Here is a 17,931-nt window from a genome sequence, read left to right on the forward strand (position 1 = left end):
GCTCAGGCCACGGCGGCGCGCCGGGCGGCCCTGGCCGGCAGGCGGTAGTGACTGGGCTGGCCGTTGATCTGCACCAGCTCGCCGCCGAGTTCCAGCACCTCGCTGCGCTTCATCAGCACGAAGCGGTCCTCGGTGTTCACCGCCACGCCGTGCCAGGGCGTCAGCCAGTCGTCGCGGGTCGGCATCATGTGGATGCCGAACTTCAGACTGTCCGCCGGCTGCGGATGGATGGACAGGCGGATCGCGCGGGGGAACTGGTCGGCCAGCAGCGCGCCCCAGGCCCAGCTGCGCTGGATCACCCCGTAGGCGCGCTCCTTGGCGTCGCGTTGCAGGGCAGTCTTCGAGCCCTGGTAGTCGGGGGTCAGGCCGTCCTCGTAGAGGAAACGGGTGATGGCGCGGTACAGCAGCAGGCCTTCTTCGCTGGCCAGCAGGGTCTCGCGGATGCTTTCCAGCGGCTCGGCGTAGCCGTCGATCAGCAACTGGCGGAGCTGCTCGTGGTTGTCGCGCTGGGCCTCGAAGGCGCGTACGTCCTCCAGGTTGAACACGCCGATATGGGTGGCGCCGATCTCCTCGATCATCAGGCGCAAGGCATCCTGGTAGGCGCTGATGTGCGCATCGCCGATCCTCACCAGGTCGCCGAACACCCGGCCATCGGAGCAGACGGTGATCTTCGCGCCGGGTGCATAGAACAGCTGGATGCGCTGGCACAGGTGGTTGAGGAACGACAGCGACAGGCGCTCGGCCATGTCCGGACGGCTGTCGAGGACCTTACCGGGGTTCGGCGACTTGGCCGGAAACGCCGGCAGGACGAATTCAATGGGCTCGCCGGCTTCGATGAAGGCGGCGATGCGCGGCAACTGGACCTGTTCGATGCGGCGGATCTCGTCCGCTTCGCTGGCGCTCTGGCGATGCTCGGGGTAACGGCGGCGATAGAGCAACAGTTCTTTCAATACGCGTGCGGGAAGGGTGTCTTCGGCGATGGCGTACATGCAGGTGTTTCCTCCTTGTGGGCGGATGCCGGCGGGGCCGGCAGCGGAAGGCGACATCCTGTGGACTCGCCGCCGGGGGATAAACCGGGGAAGGCCGGAAACACTGTTCGCTGAAGCTTGACGATGGGCGCCGGGCACGGGCGGGCCGCCGGCGTTGTCGCGTATCGCGGGGAGGGCTGAAGGAAGCGGCCGCCGGCGGGCGGCCGCAGGGCGGTCAGTCGGCGTTCTCGCCGCACAGGTCGAGGGCGAACCAGCGTTGCGCTTCGTCGCGTCCGAGGCCGGCGCCGAGCAGGCCGAAGAGCTTGCCCAGGGCCGCCTCGCGGGTCATTCCGCCAGCCGAGAGCAGGCCGGCGTCGCGCAGGCGGCTGCCGGCGGCGTAGACGCCGAACTCGACCTGGCCGTAGGCGCACTGGCTGACCGCGGCGAGCAGCACGCCGCGGGCGTGGGCTTCGCGCAGCAGCGCCAGCAGCTCCTCGTCGTCGGACGGGCCGGTGCCGCTGCCATAGCATTCCAGCAGCAGCGCTTCCACGCCGCTGTCGAGCAGCCCGCGCAGGTGCGCGGCGCGCAGCCCTGGATAGAGCGGCAGCACGGCGAGGTTCACTTCCCGGCGCGGCTGGCGGTAGCCGAGCGCCGCAGGCACCGGCGCATGCTCGGCGTGGCGCGGTCGCGGCAGTTCGGCGAAGGCGTCGAACGCGTCGCTGCGCAGCTTGCTGACTCGCGCGCCGTGCAGCAGGGCATCGTTGAAATAGACCTGTACGCCGCGCGCGTGGCCCTCCTGGAGGACGCGCAGGGCGCCGACCAGGTTGTCCCAGGCATCGCTGCCCGGCGCGCCGGCCGGCAGCATGGAGCCGGTCAGCAGCACCGGGATCGGCAGGTCGAGGAGCAGGAAGGACAGCGCCGCGGCGCTGTAGGCCAGGGTGTCGGTGCCGTGCAGGAGCAGCACGCCGTCGTGGCCGGCGTCGAGCGCGGCGACGATGGCGTCGCGCATCGCCAGCCAGTTGCCCTGGGTCATGTTGGCGCTGTCCAGCGGCGGTTGCAGTTCGGCGAAGCGCCAGCGCAGGTCCGGGGCGTCGCCGAGGCTTTGCAGGTGGTCGCGCATGCGCGCTTCGAAGCCACCGGCCGGAGCCAGACCCTGCGGGGTCTGCAGCATGCCGATGGTGCCGCCGGTGTAGAGCACGAAGAGGTTCTTGACTGGGAGCATCCGTAATCCTTGTGTCGGGCCTTTTCGCGCCGGACGTGCGAAGAGGGGACACCATTGTGGCGCAGGCGCCGCTCCGGGGGGAGGGCGCCTGCGCGAGACTCAGCGATTGCCGCTCGGCAGCGGCTCGGCGTCCGCCTGCGCCGGGGGCTCGGCGCGCTGGCCGGCGGGCCAGGCTTCGCGGTCCAGGTCGAGGTCGGCGAACTGCGCCGAGTCGAACACCGGTTGCTTGATCCCGGCGCGGCGCTGCACGTCATAGTCGCGCATCACCCGCAGGCCGACCTTGAACAGCAGGGCCAGGGCCATCAGGTTGACGAAGGCCAGGCAGGTCATGGTGATGTCGGCGAAGGCGAACACGGTGGACAGGTCCTGCACCGAGCCCCAGACCACCAGGGCCAGCACCAGCGCGCGGTAGCCGATCAGCACCAGGCGGTTGCGGCTGAGGAACTGTAGGCTGTTCTCGCCCAGGTAGAAGTTGTAGAGGATGCAGGTGAAGACGAACAGCGACAGGGCCACGCTGACGAACACCCGGCCCCAGTCGCCGACCACTGCGGCCAGGGAGTTCTGGGTGAGGACGATGCCGTCGCCTTCGAAGCCCGGGGTGTAGAAGCCCGAGAGCAGGATCAGCAGGGCGGTGCAGGTGCAGATCACGAAGGTGTCGAGGAACACGCTGAAGGCCTGGACCACGCCCTGTGCCGCCGGATGGCGCACGGCGGCGACCGCGGCGACGTTCGGCGCGCTGCCCAGGCCGGCCTCGTTGGCGAAGACGCCACGCTTGACGCCCATCACGATGGCGCTGCCGAGCAGGCCGCCGAACGCCGGGTCTAGGCCGAAGGCGCTCTTGACGATGGTTTCCAGCATTGCCGGGACGTGCTCGATCTGGCTGGCGATGACGTACAGGGTGACGCCGATGTAGGCCAGGGTCTTGATCGGCACCAGCAGGTCGGAGACCGCGGCGATGCGCTTGATGCCGCCGATGAAGACCACGCCGAGCAGCACCGCCAGGGCGATCCCGGTGTGCTGCGGGGCGAAGCCGAAGGCGTTCTGCAGCGAATGGGTGACGGTGTAGGACTGCAGGCCGTTGAAGGCGAAGCCGTAGGTCACCAGCAGGAGTACCGCGAAGACCACCGCCATCGAGCGCAGCTTCAGGCCGTGCTGGATGTAGTAGGACGGGCCGCCGCGATACAGGCCGTCGCCGTCGCTGCGCTTGTAGACCTGGGCCAGGGTGCATTCGAAGAAGCTGCTGGACATGCCGACCAGCGCGGTGACCCACATCCAGAACACCGCCCCCGGACCGCCGAGGGTCACGGCGATGCCGACCCCGGCGATGTTGCCGGCGCCGACCCGGCCGGCGAGGCTCAGCATCAGGGCCTGGAAGGAACTGAGCTGGCCGGCCTGGCCGCGCAGCGATTCCCTGAATACGCCGAACATGTGGCCGAAGTGGCGGAACTGGACGAAACGCGAACGGATCGTGAAGTAGGCACCCAGGCCGACGATCAGGACGATGAGGACTTTTCCGGAAAGGAAATCGTTGAGCATTTCAAGCATGGAGGTCTACCTCGGTTCTTATTCTGGTACCGGCGTGCGCTGCGGCAGCGCCTTGGTGCGCGGCGCATGGTTGGCCATGACGCACCTGGTTACAATTTCGCGGGTTGCTCCTGCTTGATGCGACCTGATGCTAGAATCGCGTCCATAGCATCAGTTTTGGAGCCATCGATGTCCGAGCACCTGGGCGCCAATCTCAAGCTGCTTTGCAGCCATTACCGCTCGATTTCCGAGGTTTGCCGGCAATTGGCGATCAATCGCGCACAGTTCAACAAGTACCTCAGCGGCCAGAGCCAGCCGACGCCGTACAACCGCAAGCGGATCGGCGACTTCTTCGGCGTCGAGGACTACGAGCTGGGCTTGCCGCCCGAGCAGTTCGCCCGCCTGATCGGCGCCCGCACCAGCGCCCAGCCGCGCCAGCCCAGCAACGACCCGCTGTTGCGGCTGCTGCAACCGCTGCGCGCCGAGGCCGGCGACCTGGGCCGCTACTGCGGCTACTACTTCGAATATGCCAACTGCATGTCGGTGCCAGGCAGCATCCTGCTCTCCCTGGTGCATCTCTACGAGGAGGACGGCGTGTTCCTCTTCGAGCGCCAGGAACGCCAGGAGCGCACCAGCAGTACCGACGTGCAGGCGGAGGAGTGGGCGCGTTGCCGCTATCTCGGCGCGGCCTTCCAGTTGCAGGACCGGGTGTTCCTGATCGACTACGAGTCGCTGACTCTCAACGAGATGAGCCAGACCATCCTCATTCCCAGTTTCAAGAGCCGTATCACCCGCCTGAACGGCCTGAAGATGGGCGTTTCCAGCGGTGACCGGCGGACCCCGGCATGCAGCCGGGTGGTCTGGGAGTACCTCGGTGCGGAAATCAACCGGATCAACGCCTACCGCCAGGTGCGCCTGTACCGCCCGGACGATCCGCGGATCGACGAGGATATTCGCCAGCGCCTGGCGGCGGGGAGCTTGCGGCATGGGTTGCTGGAGACGGAGTGAGGGGCGGGGGATCGCGCAGGGCGGTGAGACCTGCTGACGACCCGGTTCGCGGCCACGAAAAAAGCCCCCTTGCCCGACGGGCAAGGGGGTAATGTGCGCCGGTGTTGGCCGGCTACCGAGGTTCGCGGGAATCAGATGTGCAGGGCGTGTCCCAGCGCGCGCAGGGCGGCTTCCTGGACCGCTTCGCCGAGGGTCGGATGGGCGTGGATGGTGCCGGCGATGTCTTCCAGGCGGGCGCCCATCTCCAGCGACTGGGCGAAGGCCGTGGACAGTTCCGAGACCGCCTTGCCCACCGCCTGCCAGCCGACGACCAGGTGGTTGTCGCGACGCGCCACCACGCGGACGAAGCCTTCGTTGGCCTCCAGGGTCATGGCGCGGCCGTTGGCGGCGAACGGGAAACTCGCCACCAGGCAGTCCAGGCCGGCATCCTTCGCCTGCTCCGGGGACAACCCGGCGACCACCACTTCCGGATCGGTGAAGCACACCGCGGGGATCGCCACCGGGGCGAACTGGCGACGCTTGCCGGCGATCAGCTCGGCGACCATCTCGCCCTGGGCCATGGCCCGGTGCGCGAGCATCGGCTCGCCGGCGAGATCGCCTATGGCCCAGACATTGCGCATCGAGGTGCGGCACTGGTCGTCGACCTTCACCGCCCGGCCGTTCATGTCCAGGCCCAGGCTTTCCAGGTTCCAGCCTTCGCTGCGCGGCTTGCGGCCGACCGCCACCAGTACCTGGTCGGCGGCGATCTCGCGCTCCTCGCCGGCGCCGTCGCGGACCCGCACGCCGTTCTCGCTCGGGCCCAGCAGGCTGTGCCCGAGGTACAGCTCGACGCCCAGTTTGCGCAAGGCCTGGGCTACCGGCTTGGTCAGTTCCTCGTCGTAGCCCGGCAGGATGCGCGGTTGCGCTTCCACCACCGCCACCTCGACGCCGAGCTTGCGGTAGGCGGTACCCAGCTCCAGGCCGATGTAGCCGCCGCCGACCACCACCAGGCGCTTGGGCAGGCTGCCGGGCGCCAGCGCCTCGGTGGAGGAGATCACCTTGCCGCCCAGCGGCAGGATCGGTAGCTCGACGCTCTGCGAGCCGGCGGCCAGCAGCAGGTGCTCGCACTCGATGCGCTGGCTGCCGCCGCCGGCGAGTTCGACCGCCACGCTTTTGCCGTCGAGGATCCTCGCCCAGCCCTGGACGACATCGACCCCGTGTTTCTTCAGCAGCGCGGCGACGCCGCTGGTGAGGCGGTCGACGATGGCGTCCTTCCATTCCACGGTGCGGGCGATGTCGATGCTCGGCGCCTGTACCTGGATGCCCAGCGCCGACCGGCCGGCATAGTGGCGGGCCTTGAGGTATTCCTCGGCGGCGTGGATCAGCGCCTTCGACGGGATGCAGCCGACGTTCAGGCAGGTGCCGCCGAGGGCGGCGCCCTCCACCAGTACGGTGGGAATGCCCAGTTGCCCGGCACGGATCGCCGCGACGTAGCCGCCGGGACCGCCGCCGACGATCAGCAGGGAAGTCTTCAGGATCTGGCTCATCGCTTACTCCAGGAACAGGGTGGCAGGATGTTCGAGCAGGCCGCGCACGGCCTGGATGAAGGCCGCCGCGTCCATCCCGTCGACGACCCGGTGGTCGAAGGAGGAGGAGAGGTTCATCATCTTGCGCACGACGATGTTGCCGCCGACCACCATCGGTCGCTCGACGATGCGGTTGACGCCGACGATGGCCACCTCCGGATGGTTGATCACCGGTGTGCTGACGATCCCGCCGAGCGCGCCGAGGCTGCTCAGGGTGATGGTCGAGCCGGACAGCTCCTGGCGTTGCGCCTTGCCGCTGCGTGCGGCTTCGGCCAGGCGCGCCACTTCGCTGGCGTTGCCCCAGAGGTCGCGCGATTCGGCGTGGCGCAGCACCGGCACCATCAGGCCGTTGTCGCTCTGGGTGGCGATGCCGACGTGCACCGCGCCGTAGCGGGTGACCACCTCGGCCTCGTCGTCGTAGCGCGCGTTCAACTGCGGGAAGTCGCGCAGCGCCACGACCATGGCGCGGACCAGGAACGGCAGCAGGGTCAGCTTGCCGCGCTGGCCACCCCATTTCTGGTTGAGATGGGCGCGCAGGGCTTCCAGATCGGTGACGTCGATTTCCTCGACATAGCTGAAATGCGGGATGCGTCGCTTGGCGTCCTGCATCTTCTGGGCGATCTTGCGACGCAGGCCGATCACCGGCACCGCCTGTTCGTCGTGTCGCTCGGCATACCCCTGCGCGGCGGCGCCGCTGCGCGCGACGCTGCCATCCTGGGTCAGGTAGGCATCGAGGTCCTCGTGGAGGACGCGTCCGGCGGGACCGCTGCCCTGCACGAACTGCAACTCGATGCCCAGGTCGCGGGCGCGCTGGCGCACCGCGGGGGAGGCCAGCGGGCGTTCGCCGGGCTGGCGCCGCTGCCGTGGCGCCTCGCTGTCGCGCAAGGCGCGCGGCGCTTCGGCGGCGGCTTTCGGCGCCGCGACCGGGGCTTCCTTCGGTTTCTCCGGGGTGGCGGCGACGGGCGCGGCCGGCGTCGCCGCGGCCGGACTCTCGGCGAGGTTGCCGGCGCCTTCCACCTCCAGGCGGATCAGTTCGCCGCCCACCGCCATCACCTGGCCCGGCTGGCCGCCGAGGGCGAGGATGCGTCCGGCCACCGGCGAGGGAATCTCCACCGTGGCCTTGTCGGTCATCACCTCGGCGAGGACCTGGTCTTCATTGACCGAGTCGCCGACCTGGACATGCCACTCCACCAGTTCGACCTCGGCGATGCCTTCCCCGATGTCCGGCATCTTGATCACATGGGTACCCATTCAGACCTCCATCACACGCTTGAATGCCGCGCCGACGCGCGCGGGGCCGGGGAAATACGCCCACTCCTGGGCATGCGGGTAGGGGGTGTCCCAACCGGTGACGCGCTCGATCGGCGCCTCCAGGTGGTGGAAGCAGTGCTCCTGCACCAGCGACATCAGCTCGGCGCCGAACCCGCAGGTGCGGGTCGCCTCGTGGGCGATGACGCAGCGGCCGGTCTTCTTCACCGAGGCGACGATGGTTTCCAGGTCCAGCGGCCAGAGGCTGCGCAGGTCGATGATCTCGGCGTCCAGGCCGGTCTCGTCGGCCGCGGCCTGGGCCACGTAGACCATGGTGCCGTAGGTCAGCACGGTCAGCGCCGCGCCGGGGCGGACGATCGCCGCCTTGTCCAGCGGCACCTTGTAGTAGCCGTCCGGCACCTGGCTGGCCGGATGCTTGGACCAGGGCGTCACCGGGCGGTCGTGGTGGCCATCGAACGGGCCGTTGTAGAGGCGCTTGGGCTCGAGGAAGATCACCGGGTCGTCGTTCTCGATGCAGGCGATCAGCAGGCCCTTGGCGTCGTAGGGGTTGGACGGCATCACCGTGCGCAGGCCGCAGACCTGGGTGAACATCGCCTCCGGGCTCTGGCTGTGCGTCTGCCCGCCGTAGATGCCGCCGCCACAGGGCATGCGTACGGTCATCGGCACGATGAAGTCGCCGGCCGAGCGATAGCGCAGGCGCGCCGCCTCGGAGATCAACTGGTCGGAGGCCGGGTAGACGTAGTCGGCGAACTGGATCTCCACCACCGGGCGCAGGCCGTAGGCACCCATGCCGACCGCGGCGCCGATGATGCCGCTCTCGGAGATCGGCGCATCGAACACCCGCGAGGTGCCGTATTTCTTCTGCAGGCCTTCGGTGCAGCGGAACACGCCGCCGAAGTAGCCGACGTCCTGGCCGAATACCACCACGTCGTCGTCGCGCTCGAGCATGATGTCCATCGCCGAGCGCAGCGCCTGGATCATGGTCATGCTGGTGACCGTCTGGGCGTTCTCGTGTTGCGGGTTCATGGCATTCATACCCCGAGCTCCTGGCGTTGCCGGCGCAGGTGCTCCGGCAGTTCTGCATAGACGTCCTCGAACATGCTGGCGGCGCTCGGCACCCGGCCGTCGATCAGGGTGCCATGGCTCTCCGCCTGTTTCTGCGCGGCCAGTACTTCGGCTTCGAGGGCCTTGTGGGTGGCTTCGTGCTGTTCCTCCGACCAGATGCCGAGGCCGATCATGTGCCGCTTCAGGCGGGCGATCGGGTCGCCCAGCGGGAAGTTGGTCCAGTCGTCGGCGGGGCGGTACTTGGACGGGTCGTCCGAAGTCGAGTGCGGGCCGGCGCGGTAGGTGACCCATTCGATCAGGCTCGGCCCGAGGTTGCGCCGGGCGCGCTCGGCGGCCCACTCGGAGGCGGCGTAGACCGCCAGGAAGTCATTGCCGTCGACCCGCAGCGAGGCGATCCCGCAGCCCACGCCACGGTTGGCGAAGGTGGTGCCTTCGCCGCCGGCGATGGCCTGGAAGGTGGAGATCGCCCACTGGTTGTTGACCACGTTGAGGATTACCGGCGCGCGGTAGACATGGGCGAAGGTGAGGGCGGTGTGGAAGTCCGACTCGGCGGTGGCGCCGTCGCCGATCCAGGCCGAGGCGATGCGCGTGTCGCCCTTGATCGCCGAGGCCATGCCCCAGCCGACCGCCTGGATGAACTGGGTGGCGAGGTTGCCGGAGATGGAGAAGAAACCTGCCTCCTTGCTCGAGTACATGATCGGCAGCTGGCGGCCCTTGAGCGGGTCGGCCTCGTTGGAGAGAAGCTGGCAGATCATGTCCACCAGCGGGTATTCGCGGGTGATCAGGATGCCTTGCTGGCGATAGGTCGGAAAGCACATGTCGCCGTCGCGCAGGGCCAGGGTGTGGGCGGTGGCGATGGCTTCCTCGCCGAGGCATTGCATATAGAAGGAAAGCTTTTTCTGCCGTTGCGCGGTGAGCATGCGCGCGTCGAACAGGCGGGTCTTGAGCATCGCCCGCATGCCGCGCAGCAGTTGTTCGTTGCTGAGCTGCGGATTCCAGGGACCGACGGCGTGGCCGTCGTCGTCGAGCACACGTACCAGGCTGTAGGCCAGGTCGCTGGTCTCGGCGGGCTCGACATCCACCGGCGGCTTGCGTACCTCGCCGGCGGGGGACAGGTGCAGATAGGAAAAGTCGGTCTTGCAGCCAGGACGCCCGGTGGGCTCCGGGACATGCAGACGCAACGGCTCGTAATCACTCATGACAGGCCTCCGGCCCGGTCCGGGCCAAACGGTTGGAGAGATCAGAAACGGGCGAACGGCGCTCGAAGCGGCGGACTGGGCGGATGGCGGGTTCCCGTCCTGTGGGTGGGGGCGGGTTGCAGGCATGCCGGGGTACGGCAGGCGCGGTCGTACTGGGTGACGTCACTCATGGTGAGGCCCTCGGGTTTTGTTTTTGTAATTTCAGTATAGGCTTCGGGTGCTAGTTTTTTGCTCCAAATTGACTAAGGTATTCCGGCAGTATTGGGTTGTTTGAACTACAAGAATCGCTAACAAGAGAAACAACGCACCATGGCTGAACTCGACCGCATCGACCTGAAAATCCTCCGTGCCCTGGCCGACGACGGCCGCCTGAGCTGGCGCGATCTCGCCCAGAAGGTCGGCCTGTCGCTGACGCCGACGCTGCGCCGGGTACGCCGCCTGGAAGAGGAACACTACATCCAGGGCTACTTCGCCCGGCTCGACGAGGAGCGCCTGTCCGGGGCGATGAGCGTGTTCGTCTCGGTGTCCCTGGAAAAGCAGACCGGCGACTACCTCGCTCGCTTCGAGGAACGCATCGTCGATGCGCCGCAGGTCATGAGCTGTTTCCAGATGACCGGCGATGCGGACTACATGCTGCGGGTTGTAGTCAAGGATCTCGCCGCCTACCAGGCGTTCCTCACCAATACCCTGACCTGCATTCCCGGCGTGGCTGGCATCAAGTCGGCCTTCGCGCTGAAGTCGGTGATGCTGCGCTCGGCCCCGCCGCTCTAAGCATAGACCCTGTCTATCTGCGTAACGTTACGCTATTCTGATTGCGTAACGTTACGCAGATAGAGGCGTTCATGAAAGCCAGCAAACCCGGGCCCAAGCCGAGCGGCAAGGCCAAGTCGGCCGCCCAGCGGATGCGCGAATACCGCGCGCGCAAGGCCGAAGAGGCCCTCGGCGCCGAGCATTCCGACAAGGAGCGCGAGCGGCAGATCCGCCGTGAGGCGCGCGCCGAACTCGAACGCGTGAAGCTGGAGCAGCAGCGCCGCGAACACACCCTGCGCAAGGAACTGGAAGCCTGCCAGACCGAGATTGGCCGCCTGCTCGGCCTGCTGCGCCGGCACGGCATCGGTCCGCACCCGGGCAACTGATCAGCCGGGCGTGTCGAGGAAGGCCAGCAGGGTCGCTTCCTCGGCACTCAGCCAGCGGCGCTTGCGGGCGCGCCTGAGCTGGCCCAGTTGCCCGGCCTGGTAGGCCTCGATGATCGCCGGGTGGATGTAGCATTGCCGGCAGATCGCCACGCTGTTGCCCAATTCGGCGGCGACCTCCGCCACCACCGCGCCAAGCCCGTCGGCTTCGGCACGCCGCAGGCGCTCCAGCGCCAGCGCGCTGCCGGCCCAGGTACGGTAGTCCTTGGCGCTGAAATCCTCGCCGGTATGCCGGCGCAGGTACTCGTTGATGTCGTGGGAGCCGATGCGGTGCGGCTGGCCGTCCTCGTCCAGGTACTGCAAGAGGTCCTGGCCGGGCAATTCCAGGCAGCGCCGCAGCACCCGCGCCAGGCGCGGATGCTCCAGGCTGACGTCGTGCTCGATGCCGCTCTTGCCCTTGAAGCGGAACCGGATGCGACTGCCGTTCACGTCCACGTGCCGGGTACGCAGGGTGGTCAGGCCGTAGGAGCGGTTGTCGCGGGCGTAGCGGTGGTTGCCGACGCGGATCAGGGTGGCGTCGAGCAGCGCAACCGCCAGGGCCACCACCTTGTCGCGACCGAGGCCGGGCAGGCGCAACTGGGCGTCGATGTGCCGGCGCAGCCGCGGCAGCGCCTGGCCGAAGCGCAGCAGGCGCTCGTACTTGTCGGCATCGCGTACCTCGCGCCAGCGCGGGTGGTAGCGGTACTGCTTGCGCCCACGGGCGTCGCGGCCGGTGGCCTGGAGATGGCCGTTGGGGTCGGGACAGATCCAGACCTCGCGATAGGCCGGCGGAATGGCCAGCTTGTCCAGCCGGCGGATCTCCTCGGCGTCGCCGATGCGCTGGCCGTCGGCATCGAAATAGACGAAGCGCTTGCCCTGCCGGCGTCGACGGATGCCCGGCTGGCGGTCGTCGACGTAGCAGAGGCCGGCGGGCAGGGCGGGGATATCCGGTGGCGCTGCGCTCATGCTTGGGTTCCGAAGGAAAGCTTGCCTGTTTAGGCCGCTGCGCCCGCTGGAACGTTCAACCGCGCTGCGCTTGCTCCTGCTCGTAGCCGAGGGCGCCGGCGATATGGCGGCCGGCGATGTAGCCGAAGGTCAGCGCCGGCCCCAGGTTGATGCCGCCGGAGGGATAGTGGCCGGCGAACAGGCTCGCCATGTCCGCGCCCGCCGCGTACAGGCCGGGGATCGGCTGCCCGCCGCCGTCCAGCACGCGGGCCTGGGCGTCGGTCTTCAGCCCGGCGAAGGTGCCGAAGCAGCCGGGCTCGACCTGCACCGCGTAGTACGGTCCGCGTTCGATGGGGGCGACGCAGGGATTCGGCCCCGGATACGCCGGGTCGCCCTGCTTGCGGTTGAATGCCGTGCCGCCGCGGCCGAACTCTGGGTCGCGGCCCTCGCGGGCGTGGCGGTTGTATTCGGCGACGGTGGCGGCCAGGCCGGACGGGTCGATGCCGCAGCTCCTTGCCAACTGATCCAGGCTGGTCCCGCGCTTGAGATAGCCGCTGCGCAGGTGCGCGGCGATCGGCAGCGGCGCCGGACGCACGTAGCCGAGGCCGTAGCGACGCAGGAAGCGCCGGTCGCAGACCAGCCAGGAGCGTGCCGGCTGCCCGGGCGGGGTGGCCTCGAGCAGGGCGGCGACATAGTCGTGGTAACCGTGCGCCTCATTGACGAAGCGCCTGCCGTTGGCCAGCACGCCGATCAGCCCGGGCTTGCCGCGCTCGATGATGTGCGGGAAGTGCCCGGTCTCGCCATCGCCGTGGGGAACTCGCGAGACCGGCGCCCAGGCGATCGGCGAGCGCAGGTCGTCGGCCACCCGGCCGCCGGCGCTTTCCCCCAGGCGCAAGCCGTCGCCGTTGCAGCCCGGCGGCGGCAGCGGCAGCAGGGTGTCCAGGGTGGGGGCCAGCTCGGCGCGGCGCTGCGGATCATGGGGAAAGCCGCCGCAGGCCAGGACCACGGCGCCTGCCTCGATGCGCAGGAGTCCCTCGGCGCTCTCGACCAGCGCGCCGACCACCTTGCCGTCACGCAGCAGCAGTTCGCGGGCTGGCGCCGATTCGATCAGGCGCACACCCAGGGCTTCGGCGGACTTGGCCAGGCGCGCTACCAGGGCCACGCCATTGACCAGGTGCATGGCGCGACCGTAGCGCAGCAGGTGCCAGAGGTGGCTGGAAAAGCGCCGGGCGACATGCAGGAAGGCCGGCAGCGAGCGGGTCAGGTCGAGGAAGGCGGCGAGGTCGGCACCGGCCATGATCGGCATGCCCATGAACGAGGTCTCCCGCAGGGTCTTGCGCAGGCGCGGCAGCAGCGGGCCCAGTTGCCGTGCGTCATAGGGCGCGGCGACCAACTGGTGGCCGCCCTCGGCGGCGCCCGGCGTGTCGCCATGCATGTCCGGGATGCCGTTGCCGTCGACGAACCGCAGGTGGGTGTGGCGCTCGAAGAAGGCCACCATGTGCGGGCAGGCTTCGAGGAAGGCGTCGATCCGCGCGGCGTCGTAACGCTCGCCCAGTTCGTGGCGCAGGTAGGTACGCGGTTGCTCGATGTCCTCCTCGATACCGGCGCGACGCGCCAGCGGGTTGCGCGGCAACCAGGCCCAGCCGCCGGACCAGGCGCTGGCGCCGCCGAACACCGGGTCCTTCTCCACCAGGACTACCCGGCGCCCGTGCCAGGCCGCGGTCACCGCCGCCGCCAGCCCGGCGGCGCCGGAGCCGACGACCAGCACGTCACAGGTTAGCGGGGTGGTCTCGACGGCCGCAGAGGTCATGGCTTCTCCCTTTTTCAAGATTTCGGAACGATGTTCCATATTCTAGGGAGGCAATGCCCGCGTACCAACCCGCTCAGCGAAAGGAGCGGGCGATCATCGGCCAGGTCGAAGCGAGGTCGGCCGCCCGTTAGGGAAAAGGGAGACGGGAGGGGAAAGGCCCGGCGCAGGCGCACCGGGCCGAGGGCGTCAGCGCGCTTCGCCGCCGCCCTGGACCGCGGCGGTCTTCTTGCGCACCGGGAAGGGAAAGTAGAGGGCGCGCAGCAGCGCGACGCGCTTGATCACTTCGCCGATCAGCAGCGAGACGATCACCGAGATCACCAGGGCGACGCTGGCAGCGGCCGGTTCCGACAGACCCAGGTGGACCAGCAGGTTGAAGGTCTTGTGCTGGATCTCGCCGTGGAAGATCAGCAGGATCAGGGTCGACTGGCCGATGTAGGTCATCGCCTTGCCCAGCCAGTCGATCTTCATCATCAGCCCGGACAGCGCCCAGCACAGGTAGACGCCGCTCACTGCCTGGACGGTGGCCCAGAACCAGTGGTCGTAGCGGCGCTGCGCCATGTCCACCACCGTCGGGTAGTAGAGGAAGCTGGCGGTGGTCACGGCAAGGGCGATGCACAGGGTCAGCAACGAACTCTGGTGGCGACGCAGGACGTCGCGCAGGACATAGCCGAACATGAAGTGGGCGCTGCTGATCAGGGTGATGTCCAGGCTGAACGGCAGGCCCGGCAGCAGGTACTGTTCGCCGCCGAACTCCACCGGGATCTGCCAGAACGTCTTGAGGAACAGGATGCCCAGGCCCAGTTGCACGGCCAGCAGCACGCAACTGGCGGCGAGGGACAGGCCGAGACGCTGGATGACGCGCAGCATGAACCAGGCGAACAGGGTCGCTACCCAGAAGTGCGGCAGGTACCAGAGCGCCTGCCAGGGCAGGGTGTCGACCGAGGCGTACAGCACTCCGCCGATGTCCGGCAGCAGCGGCTGGCCGCGCAGCAGGTCGCGGAGGATGACGTAGCCGAGCATGGTCACGAAGAACGGCTTGAGGAGGGCGTCGGCCTTGCGCAGGGCCATCTCGCCGAAGGGTTGCTCGGTCCTGAAGAACACCCCGGAAATGAAGAAGAACAGTGGCAGGATGAACGGAGAGAGCAACGGATAGAGCACGGTCGGCGAACTGGCGACGAACCAGCTGTGCCCGAAGACGATGATCAGGATGCCCACGCCGCGGGTCACATCCATCTGAATCCAGCGTTTTTTCACTTTGCAACTCCCGCTTGACGCGCTAACTCACAGTGGTTGTTCGAAGGCCCCCAGGGCCAGGCTCCCTACCCGGAGCCATGGGTCAATCGGTGCGCCAGGGCCGCAGCCAGAGCGCCATGCCGAGCAGCGCCAGGCAGCCGGCGACGGTGCCCAGGCCCAATTGCAGCCAGATACCGTCGATGCGGAACAGCAGGCCGGCGGCGAGCGCCATGGCCAGGGCGTTCAGTAGCCACAGCCGGGCCCAGGGCAGGGCGCCGAGCAGGGCCTGGCGACGCATCAGCAGCAGCGCGGTGCAGAGCACCCCGCCAAGGGCCGCGAGGGGAATCCCCGGCAGTCCGAAAATCAACGGCAGGACCGCCAGCAGCGCGGCGTTCAGCGCGCTGCCGAGCAGCTCGCAGCGCAGCGGCAGGCGAGTATCGCCGGCGGCGTAGGCGTAACGCGCCAGCAAGGCATTCCAGGCGCCGAACACCAGTGGCACGGCGAACCAGGCCAGCAGCGCCGGCAACGGCGAGCCGGCGGTCTGCCGCGGCAGCAACAGGGCCACCAGGCCGGGTGCGGCAGCGACCAGCCCGACCCCGGCCGGCAGGGTCAGCAGGCTGGCGGTCTCCAGGCCGCGGCGAAGCAGGGCCAGACGCTCGCCACCCTGGCGTCGGCTCATCATGCCGAGCAACACCTGGTTGAGGCTCATCAGGGCGATCAGCGGCAGGTTCATCAGCTTGCGCGCCAGGTTGACCCAGGTCACCGCGCCTTCGCCGAGCAGCGAGGCCACCAGCCGCTCGACCAGCGCCAGGCCCTGGCTGGCGGCGTTGCTCAGCAGCAGCGGAGCGATGCGCCCGCCAAGCTCGCCCAGTTCGACGCCGGAAAGGCGCCAGTGCCAGGGCCGCCAGCCCTCGATCCATAGCGAAGGCAGCAGCACCAGCGGCATCAGCAGGCTGCCGAGCAGGCAGGCCAGGGCCAGTTGTTCGGGCTGGCTGGCCTGGCCGTGCAAGGCCAGGTAGAGCACCGGCGGTAGATTGAACAGCAGCGAGCCGAGCCCGGCCAGGACGAAGCGCTCGGCGGCCTGCAGGGGGATGCTGAATAGCGCATGGAGCATCAGCCCCGGCACGCACCAGGCGAGGACCCGCAAGTTGGCCGCGGCCTGGGCGCTGGCCGTCTCGGCCAGGCCCGGGCCGAGCAAGCGCACCAGCCAGGGCGCCGCCGCCAGCAGCAGGAGGCTGAGCGCCACGGCGATACCGAGCAGCGCCGGGAGGATCGCCGCCAGCCAGTCGAGGCGACGTTCGCCCTGGCGTTCGAGAAACAGTGGCAGGGCCGCCGCGCTGAGCACGCCGCCGGCCAGCGACATGCGCAGGGCCTCGGGCAGGAACAGGGCGATGAGGAAGGCGTCGCTGCGCTCGCCGGCGCCCCAGGAGGCCACCAGCAGCCATTCGCGGGCGAAGCCCAGGCACAGGCCGAGCAGGGTGGCAAGGGTCAGCCAGAAGGCGGAGCCGAGCATCTCAGGCCTCGGCCCCGCGCTCGAGCTGTCGCTTGAGCTTGCGATAACCCACCGCCCGCGGTTGCGGCTGGCGTTCCGGGAACAGCCGGCGGGCTTCCAGCAGGTTGATCCCGACCAGCAGCCAGAACAGGCCGATCATCACCACGGCGAAGCTGAAGTAGTGGTCGAACAGGCCGCTGACCAGCGCCGCCAGGATGCCGCCCGTACTGCCCAGCCAGATCGCGTTGTCGCGGGTCAGGCGGATCGGGCCTTTCTCCGGACGGGCTTCGCGCCACCAGCGCCAGGTCACCGCGATGAACAGCAGCATGCCGCCGAGGCCGACCTTGTACATGAAGTTCAGCCACAGGTTGGAGATGCCCAGGAGGTCGGTGCCCGGCACCGGCGGGTCGACCTTGAAGCCGATTCCCAGCGGATAGCGGGCGACGGCCTTGGGGAACATCCGGTATTCGTCGAAACGCACCTCGGTACTGGCGTTCTGCGGCGAGAAGATGGTCGCCAGGCGCTCCTGCAACGGCGGGTAGCTGAGCACCAGGACCACCACCAGGCCGACCCCGAGCAACAGCAGGCGGCCGGTGTAGGGCACCTTGCGCAGGGACATCCAGAACAGCACCACCGCCAGGCTGAGCATCGCCCCGCGGGAACTGGCGAGGAGGATCGCGGCGGCGCCGAGGACCGCCACGGCGAGGCCCAGGCCGCGCCGCCAGCCCTGGTTGGCGACCCCGTAGCAGAACGCCAGGGGCAGCAGCAGGGCCATGATCCCGCCGGTGGCGTTGGGGTGCATCCATGGCGAGCCCATCCGCGAGGAAAGCGCCTCCAGGCCGAACTTGAGGGTGTCCAGGTTGGCGTAGTTGAACATCGCCAGGATCGGCGCCATCCCCGACGCCGAGCGGTAGCGGATGAACACCGCGATGGACATCAGCAGCATCGCCAGGGTGCCCAGCAGCAGGGCGATGACCAGTGTCTCGCGGTTCTTGCGCTCCACCAGCAGGCGTCCGGCGAGGAACACGATGGACAGGTTGAGCAACCAGCGCAGCCAGTTCGACAGGCCGCTGGCCTCGGCCTTGATGCTGACCTGGCCGACCACGAACGGCAGCACGGTGAACAGCATCAGCCACAGCAGCATGCGCTCGGTGGAGCGGTAGCGCAGCGCCGGCGCCGGCGGCAGGCGCGAGAGGAAGATGTGCCAGAGCACCGCGCCCCAGGTCAGGGCGAGGATCGCTTCGCTGACCGTCGAACGGATCCCCACGTTGACCGTGGAGTAGGGCATGAAGGTCGCCACCAGGGCGAACAGCAGCAGCCCCCAGAACGGGAAGCGCAGGATGGTGACCGCGGCCGCCAGGCCGACCATGGCGGCGCCGGCCTTGGCCGGGCTGAGCATCAGCAGCGCTCCGCCGAAGGCCAGGCCGAAGACGACAGCGACGAGGTTTCCCAACGACAT

General features: G+C 68.7%; 16 protein-coding genes. 3 read left to right on the forward strand and 13 right to left on the reverse strand.

Annotation, left to right across the window (positions count from 1 at the left end; translation table 11 throughout):
* Positions 1–2: 2 nt before the first annotated feature.
* The 3 genes from pvcA to ACM0M4_RS15280 form a co-directional block, all read right to left on the reverse strand.
* The gene (pvcA, locus tag ACM0M4_RS15270; RefSeq protein ID WP_003089256.1) at positions 3–989 is read right to left on the reverse strand and encodes a paerucumarin biosynthesis protein PvcA; all 987 of its coding nucleotides are present in this window, start codon (positions 987–989) and stop codon (positions 3–5) included.
* Positions 990–1,203: 214 nt separating this feature from the next.
* The gene (locus ACM0M4_RS15275) at positions 1,204–2,190 is read right to left on the reverse strand and encodes an asparaginase (protein WP_003113732.1); all 987 of its coding nucleotides are present in this window, start codon (positions 2,188–2,190) and stop codon (positions 1,204–1,206) included.
* A 99-nt stretch (positions 2,191–2,289) separates the two neighbouring features.
* Positions 2,290–3,735, reverse strand: coding sequence for an alanine/glycine:cation symporter family protein (locus tag ACM0M4_RS15280; RefSeq protein WP_003113731.1), 1,446 nt, complete (start codon positions 3,733–3,735; stop codon positions 2,290–2,292).
* A gap of 168 nt (positions 3,736–3,903) precedes the next feature.
* On the opposite strand from ACM0M4_RS15280, the gene ACM0M4_RS15285 reads away from it, so the two are divergent.
* Complete coding sequence (locus ACM0M4_RS15285) at positions 3,904–4,722, forward strand: transcriptional regulator (protein ID WP_003117809.1); 819 nt, start codon at positions 3,904–3,906, stop codon at positions 4,720–4,722.
* A 131-nt stretch (positions 4,723–4,853) separates the two neighbouring features.
* On the opposite strand, the gene lpdA is transcribed toward ACM0M4_RS15285, so the two are convergent.
* The 5 genes from lpdA to ACM0M4_RS15310 are packed head-to-tail and all read right to left on the reverse strand — an operon-like array spanning position 4,854 to position 9,990.
* Complete coding sequence (gene lpdA / locus ACM0M4_RS15290; RefSeq protein ID WP_003120146.1) at positions 4,854–6,248, reverse strand: dihydrolipoyl dehydrogenase; 1,395 nt, start codon at positions 6,246–6,248, stop codon at positions 4,854–4,856.
* A 3-nt stretch (positions 6,249–6,251) separates the two neighbouring features.
* A complete protein-coding gene (locus ACM0M4_RS15295; protein ID WP_003124668.1) occupies positions 6,252–7,538 on the reverse strand; it encodes a dihydrolipoamide acetyltransferase family protein in 1,287 nt (428 codons plus the stop codon).
* Positions 7,539–8,591, reverse strand: coding sequence for an alpha-ketoacid dehydrogenase subunit beta (locus tag ACM0M4_RS15300; protein ID WP_003089248.1), 1,053 nt, complete (start codon positions 8,589–8,591; stop codon positions 7,539–7,541).
* Positions 8,588–9,820 (reverse strand): 3-methyl-2-oxobutanoate dehydrogenase (2-methylpropanoyl-transferring) subunit alpha, encoded by a 1,233-nt coding sequence (locus tag ACM0M4_RS15305; RefSeq protein ID WP_003111886.1) that lies wholly within the window; start codon positions 9,818–9,820, stop codon positions 8,588–8,590. Before ACM0M4_RS15305 ends, ACM0M4_RS15300 begins: the two co-directional genes overlap by 4 nt.
* A gap of 41 nt (positions 9,821–9,861) precedes the next feature.
* The gene (locus ACM0M4_RS15310) at positions 9,862–9,990 is read right to left on the reverse strand and encodes a hypothetical protein (RefSeq protein WP_009315775.1); all 129 of its coding nucleotides are present in this window, start codon (positions 9,988–9,990) and stop codon (positions 9,862–9,864) included.
* Positions 9,991–10,129: 139 nt separating this feature from the next.
* On the opposite strand from ACM0M4_RS15310, the gene ACM0M4_RS15315 reads away from it, so the two are divergent.
* Both ACM0M4_RS15315 and ACM0M4_RS15320 read left to right on the forward strand, forming a co-directional pair.
* Positions 10,130–10,591: an Lrp/AsnC family transcriptional regulator gene (locus ACM0M4_RS15315; RefSeq protein WP_003089245.1), complete on the forward strand. Its 462-nt coding sequence runs from the start codon at positions 10,130–10,132 to the stop codon at positions 10,589–10,591.
* Between the two features lie 71 nt (positions 10,592–10,662).
* Entirely contained in the window at positions 10,663–10,956 is a 294-nt protein-coding gene (locus tag ACM0M4_RS15320) for a hypothetical protein (protein ID WP_221345563.1), read from the forward strand.
* Here the strand turns inward: ACM0M4_RS15320 and ACM0M4_RS15325 are convergent, their stop codons facing one another.
* The 5 genes from ACM0M4_RS15325 to ACM0M4_RS15345 form a co-directional block, all read right to left on the reverse strand.
* A complete protein-coding gene (locus tag ACM0M4_RS15325) occupies positions 10,957–11,958 on the reverse strand; it encodes a DNA topoisomerase IB (RefSeq protein ID WP_003113726.1) in 1,002 nt (333 codons plus the stop codon).
* 55 nt (positions 11,959–12,013) lie between these two features.
* Positions 12,014–13,747 carry an FAD-dependent oxidoreductase gene (locus ACM0M4_RS15330; protein WP_003113725.1) on the reverse strand — a complete coding sequence of 578 codons (1,734 nt, stop codon included), beginning with the start codon at positions 13,745–13,747 and terminating at the stop codon, positions 12,014–12,016.
* A gap of 186 nt (positions 13,748–13,933) precedes the next feature.
* Positions 13,934–15,001, reverse strand: a complete 1,068-nt coding sequence (locus ACM0M4_RS15335) for an acyltransferase family protein (protein ID WP_003160261.1) — start codon at positions 14,999–15,001, stop codon at positions 13,934–13,936.
* Positions 15,002–15,083: 82 nt separating this feature from the next.
* Positions 15,084–16,493 carry a lipid II flippase MurJ gene (locus ACM0M4_RS15340; RefSeq protein ID WP_003113723.1) on the reverse strand — a complete coding sequence of 470 codons (1,410 nt, stop codon included), beginning with the start codon at positions 16,491–16,493 and terminating at the stop codon, positions 15,084–15,086.
* Position 16,494: 1 nt separating this feature from the next.
* Positions 16,495–17,931 carry a biofilm formation protein PslJ gene (locus ACM0M4_RS15345; RefSeq protein WP_003089234.1) on the reverse strand — a complete coding sequence of 479 codons (1,437 nt, stop codon included), beginning with the start codon at positions 17,929–17,931 and terminating at the stop codon, positions 16,495–16,497.

It is taken from the genome of Pseudomonas sp. 18-147 (assembly GCF_051048045.1).
Lineage (GTDB): Bacteria > Pseudomonadota > Gammaproteobacteria > Pseudomonadales > Pseudomonadaceae > Pseudomonas > Pseudomonas aeruginosa.